Here is a 16,119-nt window from a genome sequence, read left to right on the forward strand (position 1 = left end):
GGAATCCGTTTACCGGGTCATCTGGCGGTACTTGATTCTTGTGGGCTGGTTCTCCTTGATGCCCAGCCGTTTTCTGTGATCTTTTTCATAATCTGAATAAGACCCTTCAAAGAACAGGGTCTGGCTGTCTCCTTCAAAGGCCAGGATATGGGTGGCGATGCGGTCCAGAAACCACCGGTCATGGCTGATGATCACGGCACACCCTGCAAAGCTTTCAAGGGCTTCTTCCAATGCCCGCATGGTATTGATATCCAGGTCGTTGGTGGGCTCGTCCAAAAGCAGCAGATTGGCCTGTTTTTGCAGCATGGTGGCCATGTGTACCCGGTTGCGCTCACCGCCTGAAATATCTTTAACCTTTTTCTGCTGATCCGTGCCCGAGAAGTTAAATTTGCCCACATAAGCCCGGGCATTGATTTCCCTTCCGCCTATCACAAGGGTTTCACTTCCGCCGGAGATCACTTCATAGATGGTCTTTTCAGGATCCAGGGTGTCCCGTTCCTGGTCCACATAGGCGAGGCGCACACTGTCGCCGATTTCAATGGTGCCGGAATCGGGTTTTTCTTTCCCGGTAATCATTTTAAACAGCGTGGTCTTGCCGGCGCCGTTGGGGCCAACTACACCGACAATGGCACCTGGCGGAAGGACAAAATTCATATCTTCCACCAGAAGTTTGTCCTCAAAGGCTTTGGAAACCTTTTGCGCCACAACGACCTTTGACCCAAGCCGTGGTCCGGGTGGAATAAAAATTTCCATTTTCTGTTCCCGCTGTTTAACATCCTCTTTGAGCAATTCTTCATAGGCCGTGATTCTGGCCTTGGATTTGGAACGACGGCCCTTGGGCGACATCTTGATCCACTCAAGCTCCCGGGAAAGTGTCTGGCTGCGTTTGCTCTGGCTTTTTTCTTCCCGTGACAGACGCTGCTGTTTTTGTTCCAGCCAGGAGGAGTAGTTGCCTTTCCAGGGAATGCCTTCTCCTCTGTCCAGTTCCAGAATCCAGCCAGCCACATTGTCCAGGAAATAGCGGTCATGGGTCACGGCAATGACCGTGCCTTCAAACCGGCTTAAATGCTCTTCCAGCCAGGCTACGGATTCTGCGTCAAGATGGTTGGTCGGCTCGTCCAAAAGCAGAATGTCTGGTTTTTGCAGCAGCAGACGGCACAGGGCCACCCGGCGTTTTTCACCGCCTGAGATCACGCTGACAGGCGTATCTTCAGGTGGACAGCGAAGGGCATCCATTGCCATTTTCAGCTGGGCATCCAGGTCCCAGGCATTGATGTGGTCAAGCTTTTCCTGAAGCTTTCCCTGTTTTTCCAAGAGTGCGTCCATCTCATCATCGGACATGGGGTTGGCAAAGGCTTCGGAGATTTTTTCATATTCGTTTAAAAGGTCTACGGTCTCCTGGACCCCTTCTTCCACCACTTCCCGCACGGTTTTATTCGAGTCCACCAGGGGTTCCTGCTCAAGAAACCCCACGGTAAATCCCTTGGATAAAATGGTTTCACCCAGAAAATCAGTATCTATGCCTGCCATAATCTTTAAAAGTGTTGATTTACCGGAACCGTTAAGGCCCAGCACACCGATTTTTGCCCCGTAAAAATAGGACAGGGAAATATCCTTGAGCACCTGGCGGGTGCCATGTAATTTTCCCACATTAATCATTGAATAAATTATTTTTTTAGTATCTTCGGTCATATGGCCTCCTGGATTCTATCCTTTAATATACTGTGATGACAGGCGCTTTGCGTATCAAGTCAATGGCTTGGGCCGCTGTTTTGGCAAAAACCGGAAAATCCTGGTCCAGATGGGTCATCTGGCGAAGATTCTCCGCAGTTCTCAGAATCAGTCTGGCAAAATCCCCTTCGGCAAAATCTGACTTGCGCATCAGCTCATCCCAGGGCGTATCATGGGCCCAGGCATAAACCAGGGAGGCCGGCTGGATAAACAGGTTGGGCGCGGGAAATCCCGATTGCAGCATTTTCATGGCAAAGGGCTTCAGGCCCCGGCGCAGATCCAGAAACGTATCCTTGAGCCGTTTGGAAAGGGTAGCGTTAAATAGAAAATCATCCTTGAACTCCTTTTCATTGACAAATGTGGCCATCATGGCTGCCAGCAGTGCCGGGTCACGTTCCGGCAGAAGTTTGTCCCGAAGGCTCTGGGCCACAAGCAGTGGTGAGTCAATGCGTAGTTTGGATGCCCAGATCCCGTCTTCGGTCAGGGTGCAGGGTCTTTCCCCTTCAGGGGTGACAAAGCCCTCCTGGATCAAAAAGTCCATGTGTTCGGTAAAATCCAGCCATAAATATTCCAGGTCGCTGCCGAATTTTTTTCTGGCTTTTCTGCCGCTTTTTCCGGCATCCCCACTAATGGCGATGAGATAGGAGGCAAAGGATTTTTCTAAAAGGGTACGCACCTGCTCCGGGGTGTTGGATAACAACAGATTGAGCACCATGGAAAAATCGATTTTGATCTGGGAATCCACATTTAAAGGCGGGGCATTAACCAGTTTGGCCACAAGGGACACATCCATGTATTTGCCCGGCAGTACCGTGGCAAATCCGATGTTGTCCATGCCGCGTCTTCCGGCCCGGCCTGCCATCTGCTGGAATTCACTGGGGGTCAGAGAGAGGAAGTCCTTGCCGTTGAACCGGTCTGAATTTAGAATTACCACGGACCTGGCCGGGAAATTCACACCTGCAGCCACCGTGGAGGTGGCAAACATGGCATCTAAAAGCCCTTCGGCCATTAAGGTCTCCACCACCACTTTCCAGGCAGGCAGATGCCCTGAATGGTGGGCTGCCGTAGCGGTTTCCTCCAGATAAGGCCGCTGGGGATGGGCGGATAGGTGGGGATTGTCTGCCGTGAGTTGTACAAGCCGGTCCATCAGTGCCTGCTTTTTTTCAGGCGCATTTTTCAGCAGACTGTCATCGCATAATTTGATTGCCTGGTCGCATTCGGACCGGGATTTTAAAAAAAAGATGGCCGGCAGCAGGTCAAAGTGGGCAAGTACCTTGAGGATATCCGCAAACCTGGGCAGTTTTCCCGGCGGGGCCAGCGTGGCGCGTTTGCCTGACTGGTTGAATTGGTAAACCGTTTTATGAAGACGGGTCCGCTTGCCGTCCTTCCCTGTTTTTTCAAGCAACGGATACAGGGTACCTGACGGATGAAAAAATAAAGGAACCAGGGGGACCGGCCGTGTGGTGTTTTCCACCACTTTGCACGCCTTGTCCCGGATGGTGGACAGCCAGCCTGCAATCTGGTCCGGGTTGCCGATGGTGGCGGACAGTAAAAGCAGCGGGATGCGCACGGGCAGGTAGATCATGATCTCCTCCCACACCACCCCGCGCTCGGCATCGCCAAGAAAGTGGGCTTCATCCAGAATGATCAGATCGCATTTCAGGTTCTGGCCCGTGTACATGGCATCATAAAGCTGGTTTCTTAAAATTTCCGTGGTGCCGATGATGATGTCTGCGTTTGTATTTTCCTTGATGTCGCCGGTGAGAATGCCCACTTTTTCCTTGCCGAAAATTTTCGAAAACCCGGCATGGATGGAATTGGTCAGGGCCTTTAAAGGCGTGGCATACCACACCTTGCCGTTGCTTTCCAATATCCGTTTTGCGGCCTGCTCTGCAATCCAGGTTTTTCCGGCACCTGTGGGTGCTGTGACAAGACAGTCCGATATGTTGATGGCCCCAAGGGCTTCAAGCTGAAACGGGTCCGGTGTGAAAGGCTGTTTTTCGGGAACACCTATCCGGTTAAAGACTTTTTTCAATGTCTTGTCTGCCCCGGCAGTCAGCTCGGGGTAGCGGATGGGCCGTGAGGGCCTGGAGTCGGATTTTTTTTTCCCGGAAGGATAATATCTTTTTTTCATGTTCCGTTTAAACCACAAATTGATTAAATATACAATACGGTTCCCCTGGTGTACGTTGTAAAAGCCACATATTTAATCATTCTTTAATCATGTCCTTTTCAGCGCTTGGGGTGCTGTAACTGCTTTGAATATGCTTTTTTAAATTTTTCCAGCACATTCCGTGCCGAACCCATGCCGAACATGCCGGTGTCAAGATCATGGACCGGTATAAACCTGAAGCCGGCCACATCATCCATGGGTGTAATTAAGGAAAAATCCCTGACCTTGCAGGTGAATGCCATGTCGGTGATGGGATACACCACACAATTGTACGGATAGGTGTTGGCAAAGGAACAGAAAAATTTAAGGTCGAAAATATCCAGGTTCAGTTCTTCCTTTACCTCCCTGACAAGGCCATGGTCAATGCTTTCGCCGGGCTCGGCAAAACCGCCCGGAAGATCAAGGGTGCCTTTGCCGGGTTCTTTTGCACGCACGGTCACCAGAATCCTGTTTTGATGGTCAAGGATAATGGCCATGGCTGCCGCAGCACAGTTAAGAAAGAATCCGAATCCGCATTCCCGGCATTTAAACGATTTTATGCTGTCAGGGTCAAGGCTGTTGCTGCCGCAGGACGGGCAGAACCTGAACCGGGTGCGGTTGGGATTTGTATGGGGCATGGCTGTTATCCAAGCATGATCCCGATGGCAAAAAGAGCACTGAACATAAGCGCAAGCATTGCCGTGTCTGCAAGAGCCAGGTTAAGGATTCTTCCGTCCTGTTCGAAAATGGTTTTAAATACGGGACAGGATTTCCAGAATACGGCCAGGGGCAGCAGAATGGTCCAGGACCAGCGGCCCGAGGCAAACATCAGACAGGGGATCAAAAAGGAGAAAAGGACCAGAAATACAAACTCCACCCTGGTCCGCCAGGGGCCTAGGATTACGGCCAGGGTTCTCTTGCCCGCCCTGGCATCTGTCCCGATATCCCGCAGATTGTTAACCACGATAATGGCTGTAACCAAAAGGCCCACGGGAACGGATGCAATGAAAACAGCCGGTGTCACACATCCGGCCATCAGATAATAGGTGCCCACCACTGCCACAGGCCCGAAAAAAATAAATACAAACACCTCGCCAAGGCCGTTGGATGCAATGGGAAATGGACCGGCACTGTAACAGATCACCCCGAGAAGGGAGGCGATTACAATATACAGGATCACAACTCCGCCCTTCATAATCAGAAAAGTGCCTAAACCCAAGGCCGCCAGCATGGTCAGTATGAATGCGTTTCGAACGGTTTCAGGGGCGATCAGGCCGCTTTGGGTCATACGCTTGGGGCCTTTCCGGTCCGGGGTGTCAATGTGGTGCAGAAAATCAAAATAATCATTGGCCAGGTTCACGGAGATCTGGATTAATAACGCGCCTGCCAGGGCGGCTGCAAACATCAGTGCTGAAAATCTGTGGTCGGAAACAGCGCAGGCTGCGCCAACAACAACCGGGCAGGCCGCTGCCGGAAGGGTTTTGGGCCGGATGGCCAGCCACCAGTGGTGTAGATTCATAATATGTTTCAACCTGTATTATTGTAAGCATTCAAAAATATTATAGCAGTGCAAATACGCTGGTTGCAGCCGGTTTGTCAAGCCAGAGACTGCAACCTGTAACCTGCGCCGGCAAGATCAAGGGCGCAAAGAGCGGCACATGTAAGCGGTCAACGCCCTTGCACCGGGCCACCTCATCCGCTGTTTTCCAGGCATTGGCCAAGGCGGTTTTTATTTTGACCAGCCGGTTCTTAATCATGGCAATGCCACCCTGCACATCTTGATGTCATGTCGAATCCGTTTTCAGTTTGCATCGGTTTTCACCGTTGCAATTTTGATCAGGCCTTCAATGAAAATCCAGACAGCCAGCACAAGACTGATGCCGTTCACTGTTTGAAGCAGTACATTGTGGCTTGCGCCATATGAGGTCTGATTCAAAATGAGCGCCCAGATGGTCAGCACCATCATGGCAATGGCAGGGATACCCGCCACAATCCACTTGAGACCGCCTTTTGTTTTCAAGTAGGTGGCAATGATGATCAGTGCAAGCCCGGCCAGGGTCTGGTTCACCGCACCGAACATGGGCCACAGTTTAAGTGCGCCTTTGCCGCCGGCACCTGTGGCAAAGGCCAGGGCCAGGGCTGTGGCAACGGCCAGGAATGTGGAGACATATTTGCCTGTAAGAAAGTCAAGTTTCAGACTGGAAAACAGCTCTGAAATCATGTAGCGCTGGATACGGGTGGCGGTATCCAGGCTGGTGCCGGCAAATGAGGCCACAAATACCCCCATGACAACAACGCACAGGCTTTTGGGAATCCCCATAGCGGCAATCATATTGGCGGAGCCGTCAACAAACGCGCTGATTTTAGAGCCAAGACCAGCTGCGGCGGTCCAGGATGAATAGTGGGTGGTCCAGGCTGACACACCAGTCAGTATCTGGCCGTCTTGGGTGGGATAGCCCATACCGATACCCGCGGCCACAGATATAATAACCAGAACCGCAAGGGCACCTTCCAGAAGCATGGATCCATACCCCACAAAAAGGGCGTCGGTTTCATACCGGACCTGTTTGGCAGAGGTGCCTGATGACACCAGGGCGTGGAAGCCTGAGATGGCACCGCAGGCAATGGTGATGAAAAGGAAGGGCCACATGGGAGGCGCTTTTTCAGGGTTAAGCTGAACAGCCGGGGCCACAATTTCAAGGTTGCCGCCAAAGGCAGAGGCAAAAACACCTGCAATCAAAAGGGCCATGGCGATTAAAAGCTGGTGGGAGTTGATGAAGTCCCGGGGCTGCAGCAGTGTGGTCACCGGAAGAACCGATGCGATGAAGGCGTAAATCAACAGAATGATGCTCCATACGCCTGTGGCGGGAATTTCTGCAATTTCCGGCATGTTAAAGGGAAGATAAATACCCGTGGCAACGGTGATATACATGGCGATAACTGCAACAACGGACCAGATCATGATGCTTTTGCCCCGTTTGTAAACCGCATGGCCCAGCAGAAGGGCAATGACAACTTCGCACCATACTGGGAATACGGACTGCGGATACATGCTGAAAACAATGGCAATGACAAGGCCCAATACCGCAATAAAGATCCACAGTTCAAGAAATACAATGAAAAAGAAAAAGAACCGGGTCCGGTTGTTTACATATTTGGCCGTGTAATCGGCAATGGATTTGCCCTGGTTTCTCATGGAGATGATTAACGCACCCAAGTCGTGAACCGCACCCACGAAAATACTGCCCACAAAAACCCAGATCAGGGCGGGCACCCACCCCCAGATAATGGCCACAGCCGGGCCGACAATGGGTCCTGTACCGGCAATGGAAGTAAAATGATGACCAAAAACTACCTCTTTTTGGGTGGGCACGTAATCTGTCCCGTCTTCCATCTCCACGGCAGGGACGCCTGCCTCCCGGGTCAGGTTGAATATTTTTCTGCCCAGGTACCGGCCGTAAAGGTTGTACATGATAAGATAGCCCGCAAAGACCAGTATCATGATTAATAAAACGTTCATTTTTGCCCTCCCGTTTTTTTACCTGTTTTCATATCTTTTCTGATGCGATTTTCCACCACCACTGTTGACGGGACTATACGCCGATGATATGGGAGGAACAACTATTTTGTTTAAGTTTAATCGGTTGATTAAAATTGCCCATGACATGCATTGCAAAATCAAATCACGCGATGAACACCCTTGGGGAAATTTACGCCATGTTTGACACGGCCATGGCTGCGTTCCCCTTTGCCTGCGCAAAACAGTGCGCAGACTGCTGTACCTGTAATGTCACTGCCACAGGTCTTGAAATCGCTTATATCCACGACCGGCTGGATGGCTTCGCCCGGGACGATATTCGTGTACGGCTGGACCGTGCCGGGCAAACCCGACGGTACCGGCCTTTTCAGACTACCAATGGATTTGCTTTGGCCTGCATGGCGGGCCGTGATGCAGATGAGGAAGAAAACGATCCGTCCTGGGGGATCTGTCCTTTGCTTGATAACGGAATCTGCACCATTTATCCGGTCCGGCCCCTGGGGTGCCGGGTGATGATGTCCACCACCCCCTGCCGGCAGACAGGGCAGGCTGATATGCCGTTTCTTGCATTAACCATAACAACCGTTTTTATGCAGTTTGTGGAACACCTGGATGCCGGTGGTGTATACGGCAACTTCCTTGATCTGCTGGAACATGCAGGGACGGATGCCTTGGATTGTAACGGGGTGCCGGGGAGAGACAAAATCCCCGGAACCGTCAAAAATTTAAAGATTCCAGCACTTATGATTCCGCCCGGGCATGTCGGAAAAACCCGGAATCTTGTTCAGTCCCTTGGGGCTCTGATCCGGAAAAATGACCGCCCCTTAACTTGACTTCACCCGTAAGAATGCGTTAAATGCATGCCTGCATTTAAAATACACAGCATTAATTATCATACCTTAAGGAACAGCCATGACGAAAAATGTGGTAGAAAAAATAGACGATCTGGTTAAAATCAAGACCATTCTGGTCAGCGTATCCGATAAAAGCGGGCTTGGGGAATTTATTCCGGGTCTGCTTGGGATCAATCCGGATATCACCATTTTATCCACCGGCGGAACCTATTCCAAAATAAAAGAGATTCTCGGACCTGATGCCCAAACCCGTCTTAAACAGGTCTCTGATTATACCGGCCAGCCTGAAACCCAGGGGGGGCTTGTTAAAACCCTTGATTTTAAAATTTATCTGGGCCTTTTGACTGAAACGTATAACCCTGCCCACCAGGATGACTTGAAAAGAACCCATGCGCTGCCCATTGATATGGTTGTGGTCAATCTCTATCCATTTACCCAGACCATTGCCAGGGAAAATGTTACCCTGGAAAACGCCCGGGGCAATATTGATATTGGCGGGCCGACCATGATCCGGGCTGCCGCTAAAAATTTCATCCGGGTGGCCCCGGTGGTGGATCCAAAATCCTATGACACTATTCTGGCGGTTCTTAAAACAAAGGAAGGGGCTTTGGGGATGGAAGACCGGTATTCACTTGCGTCAAAGGCCTTTGAGCATACGGCCCGGTACGACCGGTCCATTGCCGATTATCTGGTCGGGCTTTCAAAAAAAGACGTTCAATCGTGTTATCAAACAGGGGAGTAAATATGAGCACAGATCTTAAAAAGATGTACAAAACCATTATGGATGACCATTTTACCCCGGCCATGGAAATTTCTTTTGTGGATGGCGATAACCGGCAGACCCTGTTTTATGAAAAGGTCTCCTGGATCATTGACGGGGTTCAAAAGGGCCTTCGTTACGGGGAGAACCCGGGCCAGGAAGCCGCATTATACCGGCTGGTCAATGGAAACCTGGCCCTGGGGGATGCAAAAACCATTGTGCCGGGCAAACATCTTGTGTCTGATATTGAACTGTTGCAGTCCGGCAAACACCCGGGAAAAACCAATTTGACTGATGCAGATAACTCCCTGAATATCCTGCGGTATTTTACGGATACCCCCTGTGCCGTCATTGTCAAGCACAACAACCCCTGCGGGGCTGCCCGGGCCAACAGCCTGGAACAGGCCTATGCCAAAGCCTATATGGCCGACCGTGTGGCGGCGTTTGGCGGATGTATTGCCCTGAATAAGGCCGTGGACAAAGCAACTGCCGAAGGCATTGCCGCCCAGTATGCCGAGGTGGTGGTGGCCCCGGAGTTTGAGGACGGGGTTCTCGACATTCTGGGCCGGCGGAAAAATCTGCGTGTGATCCGGATCAACGCCATGGACAAACTGCAGTCCTTTATTGGTGAGCGGGTGGTGGATTTCAAAAGTCTGATGGATGGCGGCATTGTGGCCCAATGGTCCTTTGTGCCCAAGACACTTAAAAAAGAAGATCTTTTCATTGCGTCCACAGAATATAAGGGAACAACGTATAAAATAGACCGGGAACCCACGGACCAGGAATACCAGGATATGCTTTTCGGCTGGCTGGTGGAATCGGGAATTACGTCCAACTCCGTAATTTATGTAAAAGACAACTGCACCGTGGGTATCGGCACCGGTGAACAGGACCGGGTGGGCGTTGCGGAAATCGCCGTGGATAAGGCCTATCGCAAATTATGTGACCGGTACTGTTTTGAACGGTACCATACCTCTTTTGCCGACATGGCTGATGAAGATAAAAGAGCCGAGATTGAAGCGGATGTGGCAAAGCAGAAGGGCGGACTTATCGGGTCTTCCATGGTTTCAGATGCTTTTTTTCCGTTCAGGGACGGCATTGATGTGGGGTTAAGACAGGGGGTAAAAGCCGTTATCCAGCCCGGCGGTTCAATGAATGATTACCAGTCGATTGAAGCCTGCAATGAATCCGGGGCCAGCATGGTATATACAGGCCAGCGCAGTTTTAAGCACTAGTCCTAAGTCAATGCCATAAACTTAAGCATTGAGATTGTATTGTACCACGAAGAACACGAAGTTCACGAAGATATTAGAGTACTAAACTTCGTGAACTTCGTGGTTTTAATCTGAAAAGTTTCTTAACTTTATGACATTGAATGGGCTTCGCTTCAGACGGCAAATAATGTCAACTGGCCGCGCCGTGCATCTGCATGCTGGATCGTCACCTGGATCTGGTCCCCGGGTTTGAGTTTAAGTCCGGATGCCGGCAGCCTGGATTCAAGCATGAACTCTTTGAGCAGAACGGTGTAATGGTCTCTGTATGCATCAAGCACCAGGCCTTCAAAGCTTGCTCCCTTGAAATCCTGCAGGTATTTGATCAGCCAGTAGCGTTTACGGATTGCCTGGATGCGCCCTGTATTGGATACGGCCACGGAAATGGCTGCAAGAATATCCTCAAGATCCCGGGATGAATAAGGGACGCCGATACCTAATATGGCCTTGATCTGGCGCTGGGTAAGCAGGTCATGGTAGCGCCTGATGGGGGAGGTGGCCGTAACATAGGCAGGTACCCCAAGGCCTGCATGGGGCTCGGCATGGGTGGTGATCACCGCCCGGCTTAATTGTTTGCGCTGGAGGAAATTGGGCATCAATTCCGTTTCAATACCCTTGAAAATACGCTGTTTGGGCTGCGTCTGGGACCGGAATACCCCAGGCATGCCGTTATTTTTTAAAAATTCGGCCATCAGGGTGTTGGCCAGAATCATCATCTCTGAGACCAGCATCCGAGACGGATTTTCCCGGTCCACTTTTGTATAATGTATATTTTTATTTTCATCCAGCCACACATTGACCTCGGGCAGGGTAATCTGGATGGCCCCGGCCTTGAGACGCTTTTCCCGCAGTACGGTTGCCATTTTGTAAAGGGTGGTGATGGGGTCGTTTTTACCGTTTACAATATTGGCCTCGGTATAGCTCATCTGCTGGTGGACCTTGATCACTGATGGAACAATTTGATAGTCCTGGATTTCAAAAAAGCGGTTCATGTGTACCAGGGTGGAAACCCCCGGCCGCAACTGGCCTTCCTTGAGACTGCACAGATCTTCGGACAGGCTTGACGGAATCATGGGCAGTTTGTCATCAGGCATGTAAATGGACGAGGCGCGCTCCCTGGCGGCCAGATCAATGGCATCCCCGTTGCGAATAAAGGCCCCGACATCAATAATATGAATCCCCAGCCGATAACCGTTTTCCGTTATTTCAAGGCTGATGGCATCGTCATAATCCTGGGTGGACTGGCCGTCAATGGTAATTAAGGGCAGATGGGTCAGATCCTTGCGTTTTGGATCGTCAAATACCAGGGGGGCTGTTTTGCACAGGTGATCGGCAGCCTGATTCACCTCGGCTGAGAATGCAGTGGGGATCTGCAGGGATAACAGATCCAGGTTTTCATCTGCATCCCAGATACCGGCTTTTACAAAAAGCTCGAACAACCGGTCAGGGGAACTTAACCCGGCTTTTTTAATGATATCCTTTGCGATAAAGGCTTTTTCAGCCTCATTGCTGAAAATATAATAGTCCTTTAAAATTTTGAGGAGAACAGGGTCGGGTGCCGCACTGACATCCTCCTGATCCCGGAGCCGGGCCAGCCAGGCTGCACCTTTTGTGATCAGGGCATTTCTTCGTTCTTCTTCCCTGATCAGACGTTTTTTTGCCTCCACCTGCGCTTCTGTGAAAGGTAAAAAAATTACTTTGTTAAATTTGAAATAGAGGCGGTCATTGAAAAAGGCCCGGATAACAGCTGCTTCATGATCCGGGGTCAAGGGCGGATCAAAACAGAATAAGGTCATGGCGGAAATATCAATTTCCTGGGGGTCATCATGGAGAATTTCCCATAAATCCCGGATATTTATAGACTCAGACAGTTTTTTGCGGGTTTCAGTCACCTGTTGCAGGTGAGAGACCAGGGTTGTTTTGGAAAGTCCAGTATCCAATCCGGCCTCGGAGATATGTGCCAGACGTTTCTCGGAAAAGCTGACTTCCCGGCTGTTCTCATTGAGCAGCCGAAGTTTTCCTTTTGCCTCACTTAAGATAACCGCAGATATAATTTTTTGCTGGTCTATATATTCAACAATGTTGCCAATATTCATGCTGGGACAATAACAGGAAGGTGTATTAAAGTCAAATCCGGCAAACAAATACTGAACCTTGAAGATACCCTTTTTTTTAAGTAAAATAGCTGTTATGACAAACAAAAATATCAGGAAAAATAAACAAAAATTAAAGCGGAAAAATGATCTGCCCAAGCTGGCATCGGACAAAGATTTTTTATCTGCATTTTTAAGGGATGAACAAGAAGCTTCAGCTGATAAGACTGCTGAACAGGCACCGGCAGACACTGAACCTGAAGCGGATTTTTCAACCCTGCTGGAAGCCTTCCTGAAACAGAACTGTCCTCCCCGCCATGCGCCTAAGCCCATGCCCCTCAAACGCCGCCTCAAGCGCTACCCGCCACCCGAAGCTGATCTTGACCTCCACGGATTCACCGCCATCGGGGCCCGGGTCAAGACCCGGTCTTTTATTTCAAATGCCCATGTCCAGGGTTTTTTTACCTTGCGCATTATTGTGGGCAAGGGGCTTCACTCCGAAGGCGGCCCTGTGCTTCCCCATGTGGTGGAGGACCTTTTAAAGGAGATGAAAAAAGAAAATATTGTCCTGGCGTATGAATGGGAGGGCAGGAAGAAATCAAAATCCGGTTCTGTGCTGGTTTATCTTAAACGTTTTGATGATTAAATAACCGGGCCATCACCTTGCCCTGAAAATTTTTCATCTGCCTCCTAACTCCCGCAGTTGATTATTGGAATTTTTTTTAATTCATCGCGCAGGGAACAGGAAAATTGTGCGTCAGTATTTATTGAGAAACCATTATTGGCAGGTGAACGTGTCTGCCGGGAGGAATATATGGAGTGCAAACAGGTTCAAATACGTTTAACGGCCTGGATTGACCATGAAATACCAGAGGATGACGCTGTGGCATTGGAAGGCCACCTGGGGGCTTGTCCCGCATGCCGGACCCGGGCCGACTCTTTGAAAGCGCTCATCCGTGCCCTGGACGGTCTGGGCGCCGTATCAGCCCCAGAGGGATTTTCCCGGCAGGTTTGCCGGGCCGCCCGGGCCGGCATGGAATCCGTGGATATGACCCAGTGGTGGCACCACCTCTCCCTGACCTGGCGGGGGCTGGTTTGCGGCATGGCCATGGCCGGGCTGTTATTCGGGGCGGTACTGGGCACCAGCCTGGGCACCAGTTCGGACAACACCACCTCTTCGGCAGCCCTTTATCTTGCCTTATCCGATGACGGAGGCTATTATTGATGAATACCGCCTTTAAACGAATATTGATCATTTTTTCCGTGGCCCTGAATATTGGATTTGTTGTCATGGCTGCCTGCCATCATTTTTGGATTCATCCTGAACCCAGGGATGAGCGACATTGGAAAGAACTGACGACCATCGTGGAAGAGATGGCCTTGCCAAAGGCCCAGGAAACGGAACTTCTGAAAAATATGACCGAATTTAAAAAAAAGGTGGAGATCGTCAACCGCCAGATTCGCCAGGCCAAAAAGGATACCCTGATCTTTTTGTCTAATACCTTGCCGCTTGACGAACAACTGCTTCATGGGACGTTTGAAAAGACCAACCGTCTTTACCGGGAAAGACAAAAGCTGTTTGAATCCCATATTGTCAGACTGCATCAGATACTGGGAGAGGAAAAAGGTGTTTATTTTTTCCGGCGTATTCTGGCAACCAAGAAATCAGACCCCAGCCACAAGGGATAATGTTCGGTTTTAATTTAAACCGTCTGGATGACACTGAGCTTGCCAGACTGGTGGCCAGGGGCAACGAAAAAGCCTTTGCCGAGGTGGTGACGCGCCACCAGGATGCTGTGTACGGCTTTTCCCTGCGCATGCTGAACCATCCCCAGGAGGCCGAAGACGCCGCCCAGGAAGTATTCCTAAGATTTTTCAAAACCGCGGAACGGTTTAGGCAACAATCCTCTTTGCGGACCTATCTGCTTAGGATTGCAAGGAATATCTGCATTGACACGTTCCGAAAAAAAAGGCCTGAGCTTTTGGATGAAATTCCCGAAACCCCGGATCTGGATACCCCGCTGACCCTGCTTGAAGGGGCGCTGACCCAGAAATCCATTGAAGACGCCGTGGAAAAACTGCCGGTCAACCAGCGCACGGCTATTCTTTTACGCCATGTTGAACAGATGCCCTATCATCAGATCGCAACGGCCATGGATATTTCCCGGGGAGCGGTGGAGTCGCTGCTGTTCCGGGCAAGACGGGATTTAAAGCTAACCCTGTCAAAAAACAGATAACTATGGAAACTATTTGGAGAACCCTTTTGAATCACCCCGTAAAAACAATCATTGCATTGAGTCTCACCGCACTGGTGCTCAACGGTTGCAGCACATTAACGCCCGGGCTCCGGCAGGATGCCCCCATTGCCATGCCCCACGGGTTTTCCCTTTATACAGACAAAGACCCTGGACCTGGAACCTGGTGGCACTCCTTTAGCAGCCCAGAGCTTGACAGCCTGGTCCAGCAGGCCCTGGCCGGCAATTTTGATATCCGCACGGCACTGTCCAAGGTCCGTCAGGCCGAGGCCGCGGCCCGGAAAGCCGGGGCAGACCTCTCCCCCACCATAGATTACAGCGGATCGGCCCAGACCACCCGTGAACAGATCAAAACCGATGCAAAGGGCCGGTCCAGTGAAGATGCCAAACAGTTCAGCGCAGGGCTTTCCGCCGGCTATGAAGTGGATCTTTGGGGCCGGCTCAATGCGCTGCACAAGGCCGAGCTTACCGAATACCAGGCCACAAAAGAAGATCTTGATGCCGCTGCAGTCACCGTGTCCGCAGACGTGGCAACCGCCTGGATTGACATTTTATCCCTGCGCCGGCAGATCAATATCCTGAACCAGCAGATCGAAACCAACCAGCGGATGCTCAGCCTCCAGGAACTGCGGTTTGAAAATGGTCAGTCCGATGCCCTGGATGTGTCCCAGCAGCGCGACGTCCTGGCCAAGGCCAAGGCCCTTATGCCTCCGCTGCAGCTTGGGGAGGCCCAGCAGCTCAATGCCCTTGCTGTCCTGCTGGGCCTTGCGGGTAAAGGGGATGCTGTTGCCGGCCGGATCTCCCAGAGCGATCTGCCCGATCTGATCCCGCTTCCCCAAACCGGTCTGCCCGCCGACCTCCTGGCCAGCCGGCCCGATGTCCGGGCCGCAGGGCTGAGATTAAATGAGAAGGACTGGCAGGTCTGTGCCGCAAAAGCAGACCGGCTGCCCGCCCTGGATCTTTCGGCCAGCGCAATTTTTTCCAGCGCTTCTTTGGATCTGCTGTTTTCCAACTGGGTATCCACCCTGGCCGCCTCCATCACAGGACCGTTGTTTGATGCAGGGTCCAGATCCGCCGAGGTGGACCGGGCAAAGGCCGAAGCTGACCAGTATCTCACCGCCTATGCCCGGACAGTGGCCCAGGCGGTCCAGGAGGTGGAAGACAGCCTGGCCACGGAAAGGCGGCAGACCGAATACATCCGCCTGCTCAAGGAGCAGCTGGCCACCCTTCGCATCACCGTGAACGATGCGCATCTGCAGTACATGAACGGCCAGGACAACTACCTGGATTACCTGAGTGCCTGGATCGACGTCCAGGCCCTGGAACGCCAGCTGGTGGACGAACAGGCCACCCTGATCAAAAACCGTGTCACCCTGTACCGGACCCTTGGCGGGGACTGGACCCGTGGACTCTCCAACGCTGATACCACTGAAACACCTTCTAAGAATTCATAACAACGGAAAAC

15 protein-coding genes are annotated in these 16,119 nt (G+C 51.3%); 8 read left to right on the forward strand and 7 right to left on the reverse strand.

Annotation, left to right across the window (positions count from 1 at the left end):
- Positions 1 to 9: 9 nt before the first annotated feature.
- From ettA to Q366_RS06360, 6 genes are all read right to left on the reverse strand, one after another.
- Positions 10 to 1,692, reverse strand: a complete 1,683-nt coding sequence (gene ettA, locus Q366_RS06335; protein WP_035237396.1) for an energy-dependent translational throttle protein EttA — start codon at positions 1,690 to 1,692, stop codon at positions 10 to 12.
- Between the two features lie 22 nt (positions 1,693 to 1,714).
- Positions 1,715 to 3,865, reverse strand: coding sequence for a DEAD/DEAH box helicase (locus tag Q366_RS06340; RefSeq protein ID WP_035237397.1), 2,151 nt, complete (start codon positions 3,863 to 3,865; stop codon positions 1,715 to 1,717).
- 98 nt (positions 3,866 to 3,963) lie between these two features.
- Positions 3,964 to 4,521: an NUDIX hydrolase gene (locus Q366_RS06345; RefSeq protein WP_035237398.1), complete on the reverse strand. Its 558-nt coding sequence runs from the start codon at positions 4,519 to 4,521 to the stop codon at positions 3,964 to 3,966.
- A gap of 5 nt (positions 4,522 to 4,526) precedes the next feature.
- Positions 4,527 to 5,402: a 1,4-dihydroxy-2-naphthoate polyprenyltransferase gene (locus Q366_RS06350; protein ID WP_035237399.1), complete on the reverse strand. Its 876-nt coding sequence runs from the start codon at positions 5,400 to 5,402 to the stop codon at positions 4,527 to 4,529.
- Positions 5,403 to 5,442: 40 nt separating this feature from the next.
- Entirely contained in the window at positions 5,443 to 5,640 is a 198-nt protein-coding gene (locus Q366_RS06355; protein ID WP_035237400.1) for a hypothetical protein, read from the reverse strand.
- Between the two features lie 44 nt (positions 5,641 to 5,684).
- Positions 5,685 to 7,403 carry a carbon starvation CstA family protein gene (locus tag Q366_RS06360; protein ID WP_035237401.1) on the reverse strand — a complete coding sequence of 573 codons (1,719 nt, stop codon included), beginning with the start codon at positions 7,401 to 7,403 and terminating at the stop codon, positions 5,685 to 5,687.
- Positions 7,404 to 7,543: 140 nt separating this feature from the next.
- Between Q366_RS06360 and Q366_RS06365 the strand changes: the two genes are divergently transcribed.
- From Q366_RS06365 to Q366_RS06375, 3 genes are all read left to right on the forward strand, one after another.
- Positions 7,544 to 8,254 carry a YkgJ family cysteine cluster protein gene (locus Q366_RS06365; RefSeq protein ID WP_035237402.1) on the forward strand — a complete coding sequence of 237 codons (711 nt, stop codon included), beginning with the start codon at positions 7,544 to 7,546 and terminating at the stop codon, positions 8,252 to 8,254.
- 79 nt (positions 8,255 to 8,333) lie between these two features.
- Entirely contained in the window at positions 8,334 to 9,017 is a 684-nt protein-coding gene (locus tag Q366_RS06370; RefSeq protein WP_035237403.1) for a hypothetical protein, read from the forward strand.
- Between the two features lie 2 nt (positions 9,018 to 9,019).
- Positions 9,020 to 10,270, forward strand: coding sequence for an IMP cyclohydrolase (locus tag Q366_RS06375; RefSeq protein WP_035237404.1), 1,251 nt, complete (start codon positions 9,020 to 9,022; stop codon positions 10,268 to 10,270).
- Between the two features lie 152 nt (positions 10,271 to 10,422).
- On the opposite strand, the gene Q366_RS06380 is transcribed toward Q366_RS06375, so the two are convergent.
- Complete coding sequence (locus Q366_RS06380; RefSeq protein WP_035237474.1) at positions 10,423 to 12,402, reverse strand: RNB domain-containing ribonuclease; 1,980 nt, start codon at positions 12,400 to 12,402, stop codon at positions 10,423 to 10,425.
- Positions 12,403 to 12,496: 94 nt separating this feature from the next.
- Between Q366_RS06380 and Q366_RS06385 the strand changes: the two genes are divergently transcribed.
- The 5 genes from Q366_RS06385 to Q366_RS06405 all read left to right on the forward strand — a co-directional run bounded on the left by Q366_RS06385 (position 12,497) and on the right by Q366_RS06405 (position 16,108).
- Positions 12,497 to 13,045: a Smr/MutS family protein gene (locus Q366_RS06385; RefSeq protein ID WP_035237405.1), complete on the forward strand. Its 549-nt coding sequence runs from the start codon at positions 12,497 to 12,499 to the stop codon at positions 13,043 to 13,045.
- Between the two features lie 168 nt (positions 13,046 to 13,213).
- A complete protein-coding gene (locus Q366_RS06390; RefSeq protein WP_156968125.1) occupies positions 13,214 to 13,624 on the forward strand; it encodes an anti-sigma factor in 411 nt (136 codons plus the stop codon).
- On the forward strand, positions 13,624 to 14,088 hold the full coding sequence (locus Q366_RS06395; protein ID WP_035237407.1) for a periplasmic heavy metal sensor: 465 nt from the start codon (positions 13,624 to 13,626) through the stop codon (positions 14,086 to 14,088). The genes Q366_RS06390 and Q366_RS06395 overlap by 1 nt, the downstream gene beginning before the upstream one ends.
- Complete coding sequence (locus Q366_RS06400) at positions 14,088 to 14,636, forward strand: RNA polymerase sigma factor (protein ID WP_035237408.1); 549 nt, start codon at positions 14,088 to 14,090, stop codon at positions 14,634 to 14,636. Before Q366_RS06395 ends, Q366_RS06400 begins: the two co-directional genes overlap by 1 nt.
- Before the next feature lie 26 nt (positions 14,637 to 14,662).
- Entirely contained in the window at positions 14,663 to 16,108 is a 1,446-nt protein-coding gene (locus tag Q366_RS06405; protein ID WP_169742938.1) for an efflux transporter outer membrane subunit, read from the forward strand.
- Positions 16,109 to 16,119: the final 11 nt, after the last annotated feature.

The sequence above is a fragment of the Desulfobacter vibrioformis DSM 8776 genome, from assembly GCF_000745975.1.
Classification (GTDB): Bacteria; Desulfobacterota; Desulfobacteria; order Desulfobacterales; family Desulfobacteraceae; genus Desulfobacter; species Desulfobacter vibrioformis.

What these genes read in the sequence shown, in the direction of transcription:
- Q366_RS06395 (WP_035237407.1), top strand. Translation starts at nt 13,624, where the DNA reads ATGAATACCGCCTTTAAACGAATATTGATCATTTTTTCCGTGGCCCTG.
- Q366_RS06375 (WP_035237404.1), top strand. Translation starts at nt 9,020, where the DNA reads ATGAGCACAGATCTTAAAAAGATGTACAAAACCATTATGGATGACCAT.
- Q366_RS06340 (WP_035237397.1), bottom strand. Translation starts at nt 3,865, where the DNA reads ATGAAAAAAAGATATTATCCTTCCGGGAAAAAAAAATCCGACTCCAGG.
- Q366_RS06360 (WP_035237401.1), bottom strand. Translation starts at nt 7,403, where the DNA reads ATGAACGTTTTATTAATCATGATACTGGTCTTTGCGGGCTATCTTATC.
- Q366_RS06355 (WP_035237400.1), bottom strand. Translation starts at nt 5,640, where the DNA reads ATGATTAAGAACCGGCTGGTCAAAATAAAAACCGCCTTGGCCAATGCC.
- Q366_RS06365 (WP_035237402.1), top strand. Translation starts at nt 7,544, where the DNA reads ATGACATGCATTGCAAAATCAAATCACGCGATGAACACCCTTGGGGAA.
- Q366_RS06380 (WP_035237474.1), bottom strand. Translation starts at nt 12,402, where the DNA reads ATGAATATTGGCAACATTGTTGAATATATAGACCAGCAAAAAATTATA.
- Q366_RS06345 (WP_035237398.1), bottom strand. Translation starts at nt 4,521, where the DNA reads ATGCCCCATACAAATCCCAACCGCACCCGGTTCAGGTTCTGCCCGTCC.
- Q366_RS06400 (WP_035237408.1), top strand. Translation starts at nt 14,088, where the DNA reads ATGTTCGGTTTTAATTTAAACCGTCTGGATGACACTGAGCTTGCCAGA.
- Q366_RS06385 (WP_035237405.1), top strand. Translation starts at nt 12,497, where the DNA reads ATGACAAACAAAAATATCAGGAAAAATAAACAAAAATTAAAGCGGAAA.
- Q366_RS06370 (WP_035237403.1), top strand. Translation starts at nt 8,334, where the DNA reads ATGACGAAAAATGTGGTAGAAAAAATAGACGATCTGGTTAAAATCAAG.
- Q366_RS06350 (WP_035237399.1), bottom strand. Translation starts at nt 5,402, where the DNA reads ATGAATCTACACCACTGGTGGCTGGCCATCCGGCCCAAAACCCTTCCG.
- ettA (WP_035237396.1), bottom strand. Translation starts at nt 1,692, where the DNA reads ATGACCGAAGATACTAAAAAAATAATTTATTCAATGATTAATGTGGGA.
- Q366_RS06390 (WP_156968125.1), top strand. Translation starts at nt 13,214, where the DNA reads ATGGAGTGCAAACAGGTTCAAATACGTTTAACGGCCTGGATTGACCAT.